The sequence below is a fragment of the Sphingobium naphthae genome (genome assembly GCF_043589935.1).
GTDB lineage: Bacteria > Pseudomonadota > Alphaproteobacteria > Sphingomonadales > Sphingomonadaceae > Sphingobium > Sphingobium naphthae_A.
On the sequence record NZ_CP171454.1, the window covers coordinates 1346638 to 1361239 of the forward strand.

General features: G+C 64.8%; 13 protein-coding genes. 6 read left to right on the forward strand and 7 right to left on the reverse strand.

Translation table 11 applies throughout. The features are described from left to right. A complete protein-coding gene (gene pyrH, locus ACGGKE_RS06590) occupies window positions 1-726 on the reverse strand; it encodes a UMP kinase (protein ID WP_228165750.1) in 726 nt (241 codons plus the stop codon). Window positions 727-994: 268 nt separating this feature from the next. Between pyrH and katG the strand changes: the two genes are divergently transcribed. From katG to ACGGKE_RS06605, 3 genes are all read left to right on the forward strand, one after another. Beyond that, a complete protein-coding gene (gene katG, locus ACGGKE_RS06595) occupies window positions 995-3262 on the forward strand; it encodes a catalase/peroxidase HPI (RefSeq protein WP_394441196.1) in 2268 nt (755 codons plus the stop codon). Window positions 3263-3329: 67 nt separating this feature from the next. Beyond that, on the forward strand, window positions 3330-3686 hold the full coding sequence (locus tag ACGGKE_RS06600) for a c-type cytochrome (RefSeq protein WP_394441198.1): 357 nt from the start codon (window positions 3330-3332) through the stop codon (window positions 3684-3686). A gap of 113 nt (window positions 3687-3799) precedes the next feature. Continuing rightward, window positions 3800-5308, forward strand: coding sequence for a methyltransferase regulatory domain-containing protein (locus ACGGKE_RS06605; RefSeq protein ID WP_394441200.1), 1509 nt, complete (start codon window positions 3800-3802; stop codon window positions 5306-5308). 68 nt (window positions 5309-5376) lie between these two features. Here ACGGKE_RS06605 and tsf read toward each other — a convergent pair whose 3' ends face one another. After that, a complete protein-coding gene (tsf, locus tag ACGGKE_RS06610; protein ID WP_394441202.1) occupies window positions 5377-6303 on the reverse strand; it encodes a translation elongation factor Ts in 927 nt (308 codons plus the stop codon). A 145-nt stretch (window positions 6304-6448) separates the two neighbouring features. After that, window positions 6449-7207 (reverse strand): 30S ribosomal protein S2, encoded by a 759-nt coding sequence (rpsB, locus tag ACGGKE_RS06615; protein ID WP_228165745.1) that lies wholly within the window; start codon window positions 7205-7207, stop codon window positions 6449-6451. Between the two features lie 256 nt (window positions 7208-7463). Between rpsB and ACGGKE_RS06620 the strand changes: the two genes are divergently transcribed. Continuing rightward, entirely contained in the window at window positions 7464-7697 is a 234-nt protein-coding gene (locus tag ACGGKE_RS06620; protein ID WP_394441204.1) for a hypothetical protein, read from the forward strand. A gap of 3 nt (window positions 7698-7700) precedes the next feature. On the opposite strand, the gene ACGGKE_RS06625 is transcribed toward ACGGKE_RS06620, so the two are convergent. Together ACGGKE_RS06625 and ACGGKE_RS06630 are read right to left on the reverse strand one after the other, a co-directional pair. Continuing rightward, window positions 7701-8426, reverse strand: a complete 726-nt coding sequence (locus tag ACGGKE_RS06625) for a CDP-alcohol phosphatidyltransferase family protein (protein WP_394441778.1) — start codon at window positions 8424-8426, stop codon at window positions 7701-7703. Window positions 8427-8598: 172 nt separating this feature from the next. Then, window positions 8599-9333, reverse strand: a complete 735-nt coding sequence (locus tag ACGGKE_RS06630) for a phosphatidylserine decarboxylase (RefSeq protein ID WP_394441206.1) — start codon at window positions 9331-9333, stop codon at window positions 8599-8601. 162 nt (window positions 9334-9495) lie between these two features. Between ACGGKE_RS06630 and ACGGKE_RS06635 the strand changes: the two genes are divergently transcribed. Further along, window positions 9496-10719: an NADP-dependent isocitrate dehydrogenase gene (locus ACGGKE_RS06635; RefSeq protein ID WP_394441208.1), complete on the forward strand. Its 1224-nt coding sequence runs from the start codon at window positions 9496-9498 to the stop codon at window positions 10717-10719. A gap of 96 nt (window positions 10720-10815) precedes the next feature. Further along, window positions 10816-12429 carry a bifunctional GNAT family N-acetyltransferase/carbon-nitrogen hydrolase family protein gene (locus ACGGKE_RS06640; RefSeq protein WP_228165742.1) on the forward strand — a complete coding sequence of 538 codons (1614 nt, stop codon included), beginning with the start codon at window positions 10816-10818 and terminating at the stop codon, window positions 12427-12429. 349 nt (window positions 12430-12778) lie between these two features. On the opposite strand, the gene nagZ is transcribed toward ACGGKE_RS06640, so the two are convergent. Both nagZ and ACGGKE_RS06650 read right to left on the reverse strand, forming a co-directional pair. Continuing rightward, entirely contained in the window at window positions 12779-13792 is a 1014-nt protein-coding gene (nagZ, locus tag ACGGKE_RS06645) for a beta-N-acetylhexosaminidase (protein ID WP_394441211.1), read from the reverse strand. A gap of 89 nt (window positions 13793-13881) precedes the next feature. Then, window positions 13882-14595, reverse strand: a complete 714-nt coding sequence (locus ACGGKE_RS06650) for an SPOR domain-containing protein (RefSeq protein WP_394441213.1) — start codon at window positions 14593-14595, stop codon at window positions 13882-13884. Window positions 14596-14602: the final 7 nt, after the last annotated feature.

Sequence of the window (14602 nt, forward strand, 5' to 3'; positions counted from 1 at the left end):
TCAACGCTCCTGATTTTGCACGATCGTCGCCACGCCTTCGCCCGCGAGCACTTTGGCCAGATTGCCCGTCTCGCGGATGTTGAAGACGACGATGGGGATATTATTCTCGCGGCACAGGGCAATGGCGCTGGCGTCCATCACCTTGAGATTGTCGTTCAGCACCTGGTCGAAGCCGATTTCGTCATAGCGCGCGGCATCGGGCACCTTCTTGGGATCGGCATTGTAGATGCCATCCACGCTGGTGCCCTTGAACAGCGCGTCGCAGCTCATTTCCGCCGCGCGCAGAGCCGCCGTCGTGTCGGTGGTGAAGAAGGGGCTGCCGGTGCCCGCCGCGAAGATGACGATCCGGCCCTTTTCCATGTGCCGCACCGCCTTGCGCCGGATATAGGGTTCGCACACCGACGCCATCGGGATCGCCGACTGAACGCGAGTGTCATAGCCCAGCTTTTCCAGCGCATTCTGCACCGCCAGCGCGTTCATGACGGTGGCGAGCATGCCCATATAGTCGGCGCTCGCCCGGTCGAAGCCCGCCGCCGCGCCAGCCAAGCCGCGGAAGATGTTGCCGCCGCCGACCACGACGCACAGTTCAAAGCCGGCATCCTTGGCCGCCGCGATTTCGCCCGCGACGCGCGCGACCGTCTCGGGCTCGATGCCGAACTGACCCTGGCCCATCAGCACTTCGCCCGACAATTTCAACAATATGCGCTTGAAAGCAGGCCGGGTCATGGGCGGTCGATCATCCTTGGCGATTGGGCGGAAGCGGCGCGGACCTTAGTCGGGCGCGGCGGCAAAGCCAAGCGGCGTTTGCGGCCCGAAAAGCGCTTCGCGCACAAAAGAAGATCCGCCCGCTCCTGCCCGCCTGCTTGTTGCCATAGCGTACCGATTGATCGCCAAGGCCGATGATTGTGAGCAGATCAATCAATTTTCCCTCTTTCCCGCCGGCCCCTATCCGCAAAAGCCAAGGCACCCGCCTGCACCAAACAGGGAGAATGATATGCGAAGGACATCCACCTCTATCCTGGCGCTGCTCGTCGCCGCGGCCATGACGCCGGCATTCGCGCAGGAGCATGCGCCCAAGAAGACCCAGGCGACCGAAGCCGAGACCGTCAGCGAAAATCCGCAGCCCCCGGTCAAGGAAAAGCCCGGCGGCATGACCAACAAGGACTGGTGGCCGAGCCGGCTGGACCTCACCGCTCTGCGCCAGCATGAATCCATGTCGAACCCCTATGGCGCCGACTATGACTATGTGAAGGAATTCAACAGCCTGGACCTGGAAGCGGTCAAGGCCGACATCCGCAAGGTGCTGACCACCTCGCAGCCCTGGTGGCCGGCCGACTATGGCCATTATGGCCCCTTCTTCATCCGCATGGCGTGGCACAGCGCCGGCACCTACCGCGTGGGCGATGGGCGTGGCGGTTCGGACGGCGGCGAACAGCGCTTCGACCCGCTCAACAGCTGGCCGGACAATGTCAGCCTGGACAAGGCGCGCCGCCTGGTCTGGCCGATCAAGCAGAAATATGGCCGCAAGCTGAGCTGGGGCGACCTGATGGTCCTTTCGGGCAATGTCGCGCTGGAGGATATGGGCTTCAAGACCGTGGGCTTTGCCGGCGGCCGTATCGACGCCTGGCAGCCCGACGTCGTCTTCTGGGGTCCGGAAACCAAGATGATGGGCACCGACCGCTCCAACCCGGACGGTACGCTCAAGCGCTCGCTCGCGGCGACGACCATGGGCCTCATCTATGTGAACCCGGAAGGCCCGGGCGGCAATCATGATCCGATCGGCGCCGCCGCCGACATCCGCCGGGCCTTTGGCAACATGGCGATGGACGACGAGGAAACGCTGGCGCTGATCGCGGGCGGCCATACATTCGGCAAGGCGCATGGCGCCAAGAAGCCCGACGTATGCCTGGGCGCGGAACCCACCGCTGCGACCCTGGAGGAACAGGGGCTTGGCTGGCACAATAAGTGCGGCAAGGGCATGGCCGAAGATACGCTGACGTCCGGCCTGGAAGGCGCCTGGTCCGCATCGCCGACCCAGTTCACGACGCAGTATATCGACAATCTGCTGAACTTCGACTGGGTCAAGACAAAGAGCCCGGCCGGCGCGACCCAGTGGATCCCAACCGATCCCAACGCCGCGCAGCTGGTGCCCGATGCGCATCTGAAGGACAAGCGGCACGCGCCGATCATGTTCACCACCGACATCGCGCTGAAGGAAGATCCGGGTTTCCGCAAGGTCCTGGAAAGCTGGCAGAAGAATCCCGAGCTGTTCAGCAAGGCCTTCGCGCGCGCCTGGTTCAAGCTGACTCATCGCGACCTGGGCCCGCAGGCCCGCTATCTGGGCAAGGACATTCCGTCCGAAACCTATAGCTGGCAGGATCCGCTGCCCGAACCCAGCTTCGCCGCCATTGGTGAAGCCGATCAGGCCAAGCTGAAGGCTGCGGTCCTGTCCTCGGGCCTCACCACGCCCGAACTGGTCCGCGCAGCCTGGGCTTCGGCATCGACCTTCCGCAGCACCGACATGCGCGGCGGGGCCAATGGCGCGCGCCTGCGGCTCGACCCGCAGCGTGGCTGGGCGGTCAATGATCCGGCCGAACTCGCCAAGGTGCTGACCAGGCTGACCGCGATCCAGGCCGACTTCGCCAAATCGGGCAAGCAGGTGTCGATGGCGGACCTGATCGTCCTGGCCGGCAACGCCGCCATCGAACAGGCGGCGCAGCGCGGCGGCCATCGCATCAGCCTGCCCTTCACGCCGGGCCGGGTCGATGCGGCGCAGGCCCAGACCGATGTCGCCTCCTTCGCCTATCTCGAGCCCAAGGCGGACGGCTTCCGCAACTATTATACGGCAAAGGCGGAAGTCGGGCCGGCCGAGGCGCTGGTGGGCAAGGCCGATGCGCTGGACCTCACCGTGCCCGAAATGACCGTTCTGGTCGGTGGCATGCGGGCGCTGGGCGCGACCACCGGCGCGACCAAGGCGGGCGTGCTCACCACGCGTCCCGGCACGCTCAGCAACGACTTCTTCGTCAACCTGCTGACGATGGACACGGTGTGGAGCAAGGCGGCAACGCCGGGCCTTTATGACGGCAAGGATCGCAAGACCGGCGCCGCCAAGTGGACGGCCACGCCGGTCGACCTGGTCTTCGGCTCCAATTCCGAGCTGCGCGCCGTGGCGGAAGTCTATGCGTCGGACGATGCCAAGCAGAAGTTCGTCGACGACTTCGCCGCCGCCTGGACCAAGGTGATGAACGCGGATCGCTTCTGATCCGCCTGTGGGGTGGCCTGGCTTTTTGGAGGTCGGGCCGCCCTTTCCTTTCTGGACGACGAGATTCATGCCCCATCGCTTGACCTTTGCCGCCGCGCTGGCGGCGCTGAGCTGGCCGGCGCTTGCGGCCGCCCAGCCGCCTGCGGACTTCGCCGTCTGCGCCGCCTGCCACGCCACCGCGCCCGGCAAGACCAGCTTCGGCCCCAATCTGCGGAGGGTCGTCGGCCGCAAGGCGGCAAGCCTGCCGGGCTATGCCTATAGCGCGGCGCTCAGGCAATCCGGCATCAGCTGGAACGCCAAGACGCTCGACACCTGGCTCACCAATCCCCAGGCCATGGTCAAGGGCACCAAGATGCCGTTCGCCGGCTTTTCCGATCCCGCCAAGCGCAAGCGCGTGATCGATTATCTCGCCACGCTGAAATAGACCCAGCCGCAGCGCTCAATGTAGCAAAATATTGCCGGCGATGTTTCGATATTGCGCCCTGGCTGCAAGCCCTGTCTAACCAGCGGCAGATCAGCGGCACGGGGTAAGCGATCATGCCAGCGGTGGATTTTCACGGCTATGATGCCTCCGCCGGCTACACCTATGGCTTCTGCGCGGAAATGGCGCCCGACTGGCTCGACCTGGCAGCGACATTGGCGGGGTCCGCGCCCGCCAGGGCCAGCGGCGACGCGCCGTTCCGCTATCTTGAGCTGGGATGCGGCCAGGGCATGGGCTTATGCCTGCTGGCCGCCGCCAATCCCCAGGGCCAGTTCGTCGGCGTCGATTTCCTGCCCGAACATGTCGACCATGGCCGCGCCGTAGCGCAGGCCGCTGGCCTCACCAACATCCAGTTCAGCGACGGCGACTTCGTCGCGCTGGCGCAGCAATGGCCCGCCGCGTTTGGCCAGTTCGACTATGTGACGCTGCACGGCGTCTATAGCTGGATCACGCCGCCGGTGCGCGCGGCGCTCGTCCGCTGCCTCGGTCACGCCACCGCGCCCTGTGGCCTTGTCTATATCGGCTATAATGCGCAGCCCGGCTGGCTCGGATCGATCCCGTTCCGCCATATCAGCCGCCTGTTGAAGGAGGAAAGCGATCAGCCGAGCGAAGCCGTCATGCAGGCGTCGATCGCCCTGTTCGACCAGCTGGCGGCGGGCGGCGCCAACAGCTTCCGCATCCTGCCCGGCCTCAAAAGCCGGCTTGCCGCGGTCAAGCAGCAGGCCAGCAATTACCTGATCCACGAATATCTGCATGAGGGATGGCATCCGCTCTGGCATTCGGAAGTCGCGAAGGAAGTGGCCGACGGGGGTCTGGCGTTTGTCGGCACCGCGTCGCTGGCCGAAACGCTGCTGCCCGGCGCACTGCCGCCGCCCTTGCGCGCCACGATCGCCGAGCAGGCGAGCAACGTCTTGCGCATGGATGTGCAGGACCTGGTCATCAACCAGTCGTTCCGCCGCGACGTCTTTCGTCCCGCCACTTCATCGGCCAACGTGGCAAGCGACGCTGTGCTCGACGCGATGATGCTGCACCTGCTGAAGCCGGTGGACGCCGACAGCCTGACCATCGCCACCAGCTTCAGCGAAATCACCTTGCAGGCGCCCGCCTATGCGGAGATCGTCGCCGCACTGGGCTCCGGCGCGCGGTCGATGGGCGACGTGCTGGCGCTGCCGGCGATGCGCAAACAGGGACGATCGAACGCGCTGCAGATCATCGCCCTGCTGCTGCACGCGCGGATCGCAGGCATCGGGCGAAGCGCACCCGCGCCGATCCAGGCGGTGCAGGGTCTCAATCAATGTATCGCAAACGAAGCGGCGCGAGGACGCCGCTATGATCATCTCGCGGCCGCTGCGCTGGGATCGGCGGTGGCCGTAACGTCGGACGATCTGCGGCTGTTCGACGCCTGGCTGGCCGCCGAGGAACGGACCGACGCCATATCCTTGGCTGCGGCATGCGGGGAAGATGGCGCGCTGGCAGCGGGAGACACTGGCATCACGCCGGAACGCGCCGCTGTCTTCCTCAACCAGACGCTGGAGCGCTGGCGCAAGCTGGGCGTCGTCGCCTAGCCAACAGCGCCACAAAAAAAGGGCGCTCCTGCGAGCGCCCTTTCTCATTTTTCGATCCGATCGAAGGATCAGACGCCGGCGGCGGCAGCCACTTCGGCGGCGAAGTCGCTGACTTCCTTCTCGATACCTTCGCCCAGCTGGAAGCGGACATAGTTCTTCAGCGTGATCGACGCGCCCGCATCCTTCGCCGCCTTGGCGACAACGTCGGCGACCGGGGTCTTGTTGTCCATCACGAACAGCTGGCTGAGCAGCGCCTGCTCCTTGGCGAACTTGGCGACCGCGCCGTCGACCATCTTGGCGACGATCTCGGCGGGCTTGCCCGATTCGGCGGCCTTTTCCGCGGCGATGGCGCGTTCACGCTCCAGCAGCGCGGGATCGATGTCATCGGCCGACAGCGCCAGCGGGAAGGCAGCGGCGATGTGCATGGCCAGCTGCTTGCCCAGCGGCTCCAGCACGTCGGCGGGCGCATCGCCTTCCAGCGCGACGAGCACGCCGATCTTGCCCAGGCCCGGCGCAGCGGCGTTGTGGACATAGGGGACGACCACGCCCTGGCTGACTTCGACATGGCCGACGCGGCGGACAGTCTGGTTCTCGCCGATGGTGGCGATGTTCGACACCAGCTTTTCAGCGACGGTGCCGCCGCCCGGATAGGCAGCGTTCGACAGCGCTTCAGCGTCCGCAGCACCGGTTTCCAGCGCGACGGCCGACACGGTGCGGACGAAATCCTGGAACTGGTCGTTCTTGGCGACGAAATCGGTTTCGCTGTTCACTTCGACGGCCACGCCCTTGGTGCCGGCGACGGCGACACCGACAAGGCCTTCCGCGGCGGTGCGGCTCGACTTCTTCTGCGCGGCGGCCAGGCCCTTGGCGCGCAGCCAGTCGGTCGCGGCTTCCAGGTCGCCATTGGCTTCGGTGAGCGCCTTCTTGCAATCCATCATGCCCGCGCCCGAACGGTCGCGCAGTTCCTTGACGGCGGCAGCGGTAATCTCGGCCATGTTTCGGCTCCTAAGTTTCGATGTTTCAAACAGGCGGTAATTTTGATGCACAGGTAATTTAGATGCACAGGTAATCTAGATACACACTGGGCGCGTTCCGGTGGAGCGCGCCCTAGCCTGTCATGTTTGCAGTTGCGCGACGCTCTTAGGCTTCGGCGACAACCTGCTCGACTTCGGGCTCGTCCAGAGCACCCAGATCGACGCCCGAGGCCTGCTGCGCACCACGGTTGCCCTTGGTGGCGGCAGCGGCGACGGCTTCGCAATAGAGGCGAATCGCGCGGCTGGCGTCGTCATTGGCCGGAACCGGGAAAGCGATGCCGTCGGGCGAGACGTTCGAATCGAGGATCGCGACGACCGGAATACCCAGCGTGTTGGCTTCCTTGATCGCCAGCTCTTCCTTGTTGGCGTCGATCACGAACATGACATCGGGGATGCCGTTCATGTCGCGGATGCCGCCCAGCGACAGTTCCAGCTTCTCGCGCTCGCGAGTCATCTGGAGCACTTCCTTCTTGGTGAAGCCGTGGGTGTCGCCCGACAGCTTTTCCTCGAGGGTCTTCAGGCGCTTAATCGAGCCCGAAATGGTCTTCCAGTTGGTGAGCATGCCGCCCAGCCAGCGATGGTTGACGAAATGCTGGCCCGACTTGCGAGCGGCTTCGGCGATGGGGTCCTGCGCCTGGCGCTTGGTGCCGACGAACAGCACCTTGCCGCCGGCGGCGACGGTGGCCGACACGAAGTCGAGCGCGCGGCCGAAGAGCGGCACGGTCTGCGACAGGTCAAGAATGTGGATGCCGTTGCGCTCGCCGAAGATATACGGCTTCATGCGCGGGTTCCAGCGATGGGTCTGGTGGCCGAAATGGGCGCCAGCCTCGATCAATTGGTGCATGGTGACGACAGGGGTCGCCATAATCTTTTCTCCTTCCGGTTGCTACCTCTGGGAATCGGGAACCGTCGCGCGACCTGAAAGGCCGGTCCGGCACCGGATATGGTGATTCCCATGTGGAATGGGCGCGCCTTTAGCGCTGAAAAAAGCGCGTGGCAAGGGTTGACGCCCGCCTGAAACAGGAACATAAGGGGAACAGACGGAACAAAAACGGTTAACGCCCGTTCGAACCGTCATAGTGAGCCATGCCGTGCAAATGGCAAGACGGAAAGTGACGACGATGTTCACGCTTGTTGCCGCAACCTTGTTTTCCGCCGCTTTTCTGCTGGCGGCTGGGACCATCGCCTGGATGTTTGCAGCCTATCATGACAAGATGGTGGCAGCCCTTCTGTTCCAGCCCATTCCCCAGACGCCGCAAGTCTATCATATCCGGGTGAGCCGACCGCGCGTCACGCATCGGCTGCGCAAGGCGGATGCCGCCGCACCCGCCTCATCTTCGCTGTTTGCCGCCTGAGGATCAGACGGCAGAGGTCGCTTCCCGTTGCCGCTTCACGCGCGCATAGGACAGGATACCGAAGGGAATAAGCGCGATATAGCCCGCGCACAGGATCAGCAGGGTTAGCCAGGGGTCGGTCACCAGCAGCGCCGCCAGCAGCCCCGCCACCGCGATCGCCTCCAATCGGATGCGCTTGCGCAAACGGAGCGCCGACCAGCTGTAGGTGGCGACGCTGGAAATCATCAGGAAAGCGGTGAAGGCCGTCCAGGGGGCGACCACATACCAGGCGCGGAAAATGTCGGCGCCGGTCACGAGCCAGAGATAGAGCGGCACGAAGGCAAGCCCTGCCCCGGCCGGCGCGGGAACGCCGGTCAGAAAGCCGGCCGACTTGTGGGGCTGTTCGTCCGCATCGATATTGGCGTTGAAGCGGGCGAGCCGCAGCGCGCAGGACAGCGCATGGGCCAGCGCAAAAATCCAGCCGAATTTCGGCATGGCGTGCAGCGACCAGAGGTACAGGATCAGCGCCGGCGCGACACCGAAGGCGATCGAATCGGACAGCGAATCCAGTTCCGCGCCAAAGCGGCTTTCCCCGCGCAGCAGGCGCGCGATGCGGCCGTCGAGCCCGTCCAGCACGCCGGCGAAGAGGATGGACAGCACCGCCCGCTCCCACTCCCCCGAAATGCCATAGCGCACGCCCGTCAGGCCAAAGCATAGCGCCATGGCGGTCACGGCGTTGGGCGCGACCATGCGCAAGGTGATGCCACGGCGCAATCCGCGCGGAATGGCGCGACGCTGGCGGCTCATGGCCGCACCGCCGATCGAATGCACGCGGGCGCGGGGCTTGCGCGTGAACCAAGGCAGGACCAGATGCCCGCTGACATCGCACCATGGCTGGCGCGGAGGGAAAGCAAAGCCGCCATCATTGCTGGATGCCCGGCACGACGCGCGCATCGCCGATCTGGCCCAGGATCGTCTCGCCCGCGACTGTGCGCTGGCCCAGGATCACGCGCGGTGCGGTGCCAGCGGGCAGGTAGACGTCGACGCGGCTGCCGAAGCGGATCAGGCCGATGCGCTGGCCTGCCGCGACCATGTCGCCGGGCTTGACGAACGGCACGATGCGCCGGGCGACCAACCCCGCAATCTGGGTGAAGCCGATGCGCAGCCCGTCATGCCGCTCGACCAATATGTGCTGGCGCTCATTATCCTCACTCGCCTTGTCGAGATCGGCGTTGAGGAACTTGCCCGAAATATAGACGACCGACTTGATCGTCCCGCCGATCGGCGTGCGATTGATGTGGACGTCGAACACGCTCATGAAAATCGATACGCGGATCAGCGGCTGGTCGCCCAGCCCGTCCGGCCCCGCCATTTCGCGCGGCGGCGGCACGCGCTGGATCAACGTCACCAAGCCATCGGCCGGCGCGATGATCGCGCCTTCATCCTGGGGCACCGCGCGCACGGGATCGCGGAAGAAGGCGAATACCCAGATCGTCACCATCAGCATCAGCCAGCCGACAATGTCCCAACCCACCAGGAACAGGACCGCAGTGATCGCGGCAGCGATGAGGCCGAACTTCATCCCCTCGGGATGGACGGAGGGCCAGCGCCATTTGACATTACCGCCCGCGGCGATCGTGATTTCATTATTTTCCATGGCCACCGTCTTAGGCAGAGACTGTTGCCCTGACAACGACCGATGCCGTGTTCCGGCTCCGTCCATGGGCCGCAGGCCCGCGGCTTCAACAGTTGAACATTGCCGCCGCTTTGCCTAGGGCGTCGGCATATTCCACCCAAGAGTAGAAGGCGAATAGGCGCTATGGCGAAGATCAAGGTGAAAAACCCCGTCGTGGAGATCGACGGCGACGAAATGACCCGGATCATCTGGGAATGGATCCGCGAGCGCCTGATCCTCCCCTATCTCGATATCGACTTGAAATATTATGACCTGTCCGTCCAGAAGCGCGACGAGACGAACGACCAGATCACCATCGATTCCGCGAACGCGATCAAGGAATATGGCGTGGGCGTGAAGTGCGCCACCATCACCCCCGATGAAGCGCGCGTCGAGGAGTTCAACCTCAAGTCCATGTGGAAGTCGCCCAACGGCACGATCCGCAACATCCTGGGCGGCGTCGTCTTCCGCGAACCAATCGTCATTTCCAACGTGCCGCGCTTGATCCCAGGTTGGACCAAGCCGATCGTGGTCGGCCGTCACGCCTTTGGCGACCAGTATCGCGCCACCGACATCAAGGTGCCCGGCCCGGGCAAGCTGCGCCTCGTCTTCGAAGGCGAGAATGGCGAGACCATCGACCGCGAAGTGTTCGACTTTCCCGGTTCGGGCGTCGCCATGGCGATGTACAACCTGGACGATTCGATCCGCGATTTCGCCCGCGCTTCGTTCAACTATGGCCTGAACCTCAAATGGCCGGTCTATCTGTCGACCAAGAACACCATCCTCAAGGCCTATGACGGCCGCTTCAAGGACCTGTTCCAGGAAGTGTTCGAGACCGAAGGCTTCGCGCAGAAGTTCAAGGATGCCGGCATCGTCTACGAACATCGCCTGATCGACGACATGGTCGCCTCCGCGCTGAAGTGGAGCGGCGAATTCGTGTGGGCGTGCAAGAATTATGACGGCGACGTCCAGTCGGACCAGGTGGCGCAGGGCTTCGGCAGCCTCGGCCTCATGACCTCCGTGCTGCTCTCGCCCGACGGCAAGACCGTCGAGGCCGAAGCCGCGCACGGCACCGTCACCCGCCACTACCGCCAGCACCAGCAGGGCAAGGCGACGTCGACCAACCCGATCGCGTCGATCTTCGCCTGGACCGGCGGTCTCAAGTTCCGCGGCAAGTTCGACGACACGCCCGATGTCGTGCGCTTCGCCGAAACGCTGGAGCAGGTCTGCATCAAGACCGTCGAAAGCGGCAAGATGACCAAGGATCTGGCGCTGCTGATCGGTCCGGAACAGTCGTGGATGACCACCGAGCAGTTCTTTGAGGCGATCCGCGTCAACCTGGAAACCGAAATGGGCAATTGGAACTGATCTCCACCCCCACGGTTTCAATACGATAACGGAACGAGGCGGCGCCGGGCATCCGACGCCGCCTTTTTCTTTGCGTGTGACATATGGAGGCGGCAAGTGACGACGACGGGCAAGAAGCGTTTGGAGGTGCGCGCCGCGGTGCCATCGGATGTACGGGGCATCCAGCGACTGATCGCCCGCGCTTATCCCGGCATGCCCAATTATTCGCTGGCCACGATCCGCGGCCAGATCAACAATTTCCCCAATGGCTGCTTCGTTGCGCTCTATGACAGCAAGGTGGTGGGCTATTGCGCCACGATGCGCGTCAGCAAGGCGATGGCCTTCGCCAAGCATGACTGGGAGGAGATCACCGCCAACGGCTTTGGCACGCGGCACAGCGCGGCGGGCGAGTGGCTTTACGGCTATGAGATGGCCGTCGATCCCAAGCTGCGCGGGCTGCGAATAGGCCAGCGGCTCTATGACGAGCGCAAGGAACTGGCCGAGGAGCTGGACCTGCACGGCATTGTCATCGCCGGCCGCATGCCCGGCTATGCCCGCGCCAAGCGCCGGGCCGGCAGCCCGCGCGACTATCTGGAAAAAGTGGTCAGCGGCAAGCTGCGCGACCAGGTGATCAGCTTTCAGCTCAAGAACCAGTTCGAGCCGCTGGGCGTGCTGGAAAATTACCTGCCCGAAGACAAGCAATCGGACGGCCATGCCGCGCATCTGGTCTGGCGCAACCCCTATGTCGATCCCGACGAGGCCCCTGAAATGCGCGTGCCGCGCGGCGTGGAAAGCGTGCGCCTCGCCACCTGCCAGTTGCAGGCGCGCGCGGTTCAGGATTTCGACGAGTTCGTCCGCAACATCGAATATTTCGTCGACGTAGCGGCTGACTACCGGTCGGACTTCATCATTTTTCCCGAGCTCTTCACCCTGCCGCTTCTCTCCTTCGAGACTAAGAAGCTGTCGCCGATGGAAGCGATCGACAAGCTCACCAACTACACGCCGCGCCTGACGCGCGAGCTGGGCCGCATGGCGCTCGAATATAATATCAACATCATCGGCGGGTCGCATCCCACGCGCGCCGAGGATGGCGACATCCAGAATATCGCCTATGTCGCGCTGCGCGATGGTTCGATCCACACGCAGGAGAAGATTCATCCCACGCCCAACGAAGCCTTCTGGTGGAATATCAAGGGCGGCGACTCGCTCGACGTGATCCAGACCGACTGCGGGCCGATCGGCGTGCTGATCTGCTATGACAGCGAATTTCCCGAACTCGCCCGGCGGCTGGTCGACCAGGGCGCGCGCATCATCTTCGTGCCCTTCTGCACCGATTCGCGCCTGGGCTATATGCGCGTGCGCTATTGCGCGCAGGCGCGCGCGATCGAGAATCAATGCTATGTCGTCATGTCTGGCAACGTCGGCAACCTGCCCAACGTCGACAATATGGACATCCAATATGCGCAGAGCGCGATCCTGACGCCGTGCGATCTCCCCTTCGCGCGCGACGGTATCGCGGCGGAATCGACCGAGAATGTCGAGACGCTGACCATGGCGGACGTGAACCTCGCCGACCTCAGCTGGGCCCGCGCCGAAGGCACGGTGCGCAACCTGCGCGACCGCCGGTTCGACCTTTATCATATCGACTGGGACAGCACGCCCGACCACAGCCATGCACCGAGCGGCGGCCCCGTGCCGGCCGGCGGGCATAATTCGCCGGGGGGCGGTTGAGGCGGGCTGCCGGCGTGACTGTCGCGCTTCGGCATTGCATTGGGTGAGAAGCGGGAGCCGGCATGATTGGAGCTGCCGGCTTATCGCTCTTGATCGTAGGGGAGCAGGCCGGACGGAAGGATAGCCTGCCGTTGTGGGGGTGACACCCCTCCGTCACGCGCGTCGCGCGCGACACCTCCCCTGCCAGGGAGGATGATGGGAGGCCGACACTTCGGCAACATAATGCGTCATGCCAGCGGAGGCTGGTATCTCAGGAGGTTTGGCGCGTCATTGCCCGAGCTTTCAGCATGTGCTGGAATGATGGCTGAATTTGAAAAGGTACCGGCGGCCCTCTCCGCCCTCAGGCCAATCAAGCCGCCACCGGCTCCAGCAGTTGATCGCGCGTCGCCAGCAGCTGCTCCAGCGGCGGTTGATCGCCGCCGCGCGTCACGCTCGCCATGGCGCGGTCGAGGCGCGCGCGGGCCCGTTCGCTGATGTCGGGCAGCACATTGGCGATGCCGATCATGTCGTCCATGCGGCCGAAACAGTTGAGCGCGAGGTCGCAGCCGGCGGCGACCACGCCTGCCGCCAGATCCGGAATGCTGCCCTTGAGCGCCTTCATGTCCAGATCATCGGACATCAACAGACCGTCAAATCCGATCCGCTCGCGGATGACCTCGCCGATCACGGTGGGCGACAGGCTGGCGGGGCGGTCGGTGTCCCACTGCGTATAGACGACATGCGCCGTCATCCCCATCGGTGCGCTGCGCAGCGTGCGGAAGGGGGCAAGGTCGCTCTCCAGCGCATCGCCATCGGCGGTGACCACCGGCAGGTCCAGATGGCTGTCCACCAGCGCGCGGCCGTGGCCGGGCATATGCTTGACGATGCCGACGACACCGCCCGCCGCAAGCCCTTCCAGCACAGCACGTCCCAGGGCGGCCACCCGCATTGGCTCCGCGCCCAGCGTGCGGTCACCCATGATGTCGCTCGCTCCGTCCTGCCGCACGTCGAGCAGCGGCAGCGCATCGACCGTGATGCCGACCTCCGCCAGCGTCAGCGCAATCGCCTGCGCATTGGCGTGGGCCGCCGCAATCGCGCTGGCGGGCGCGATATCATATAGCCGATCGAATAGCGCGGCGGGCGGAAAGCTGGGCCAGACCGGCGCCTGCATCCGCGCGACGCGCCCGCCTTCCTGATCAATCATGATGAGCAGGTCTTCGCGGCCATGGAGGGACCGCAGCGCATCGGTGAGCGCGCGCAACTGCGCGCGATCGACGATGTTGCGCTTGAAGAGGATATAGCCGGCGGGCTCAACCTCGGCAAAGAAAGCGCGTTCGTAGGGAGAGAGGGTTTCGCCGGCAAGGCCGAAAATGACAGGCTTCATGTCTCAAACCCTAGCGGCGGCAGGGCACGCTGTCGAAGCGCAAATGATGGCCAGAGCATAACATGCGGTGCCGCCGGCAGCGTCGCCGCTCAGTTCACCAGCAGGCAGCTTTCGCCAGCGACCTTGAGCCGGCCGCAGATGGTTGCCGCCTGGGCGCCCGCACTGGCGCGCAACCGGTAGACGGTGCCGCCGCCGACCTGCGCCTCTTCGACCGTCATGGCGAGCGGCGCCAGATAGGCGAAGCGCTTGGACAGGCGCCCCCAGGCATCCTTCGCGCCGGACGCGCTGCCATAGGCGCCGAGCTGGATGGTGCCTCCCGCCGCCTTGGCCTGGCTCGCGGGCGCCGCCTTTTCCGCCGTGCCGTCGGTGACCGGCGCCGACACGCTCTGCCCCGCCTTGGGCGCGACCGAAGGCCTGGCATCGCCGGGCGCGGGCGCCGTTCCGGTGATCGGCGCTTCGGGCACGCGGCTGGGATCAATGCGGCCGTCGCGGGCCACGCCTTCGCTCGCGGCGAAGCTGGCATCGCCTTCGCCTTCGAACTTGCGAGCGTCGGCTTCATTGGCGGGAATCTTGTAATTGCCCTCGGGCGCGGCGATCAGCTCGCCGGCGCCGCCCGCGCCATGGCGATCATTCACCCACCAGATGCCGGCGACGACGGCGCCGATCAGCAGCAGGCCGAGCAGGATCAGACCGAGCATCCGGAGCGGCGAAATCCGCTCCTCCTCCTCGTCGATCGCCGGCTCGAGCCAAGGCAGCCGATCCTCATCATCCAGATCGAGTCGGCCCCGCGCATAATCGCCCATCGTCAAA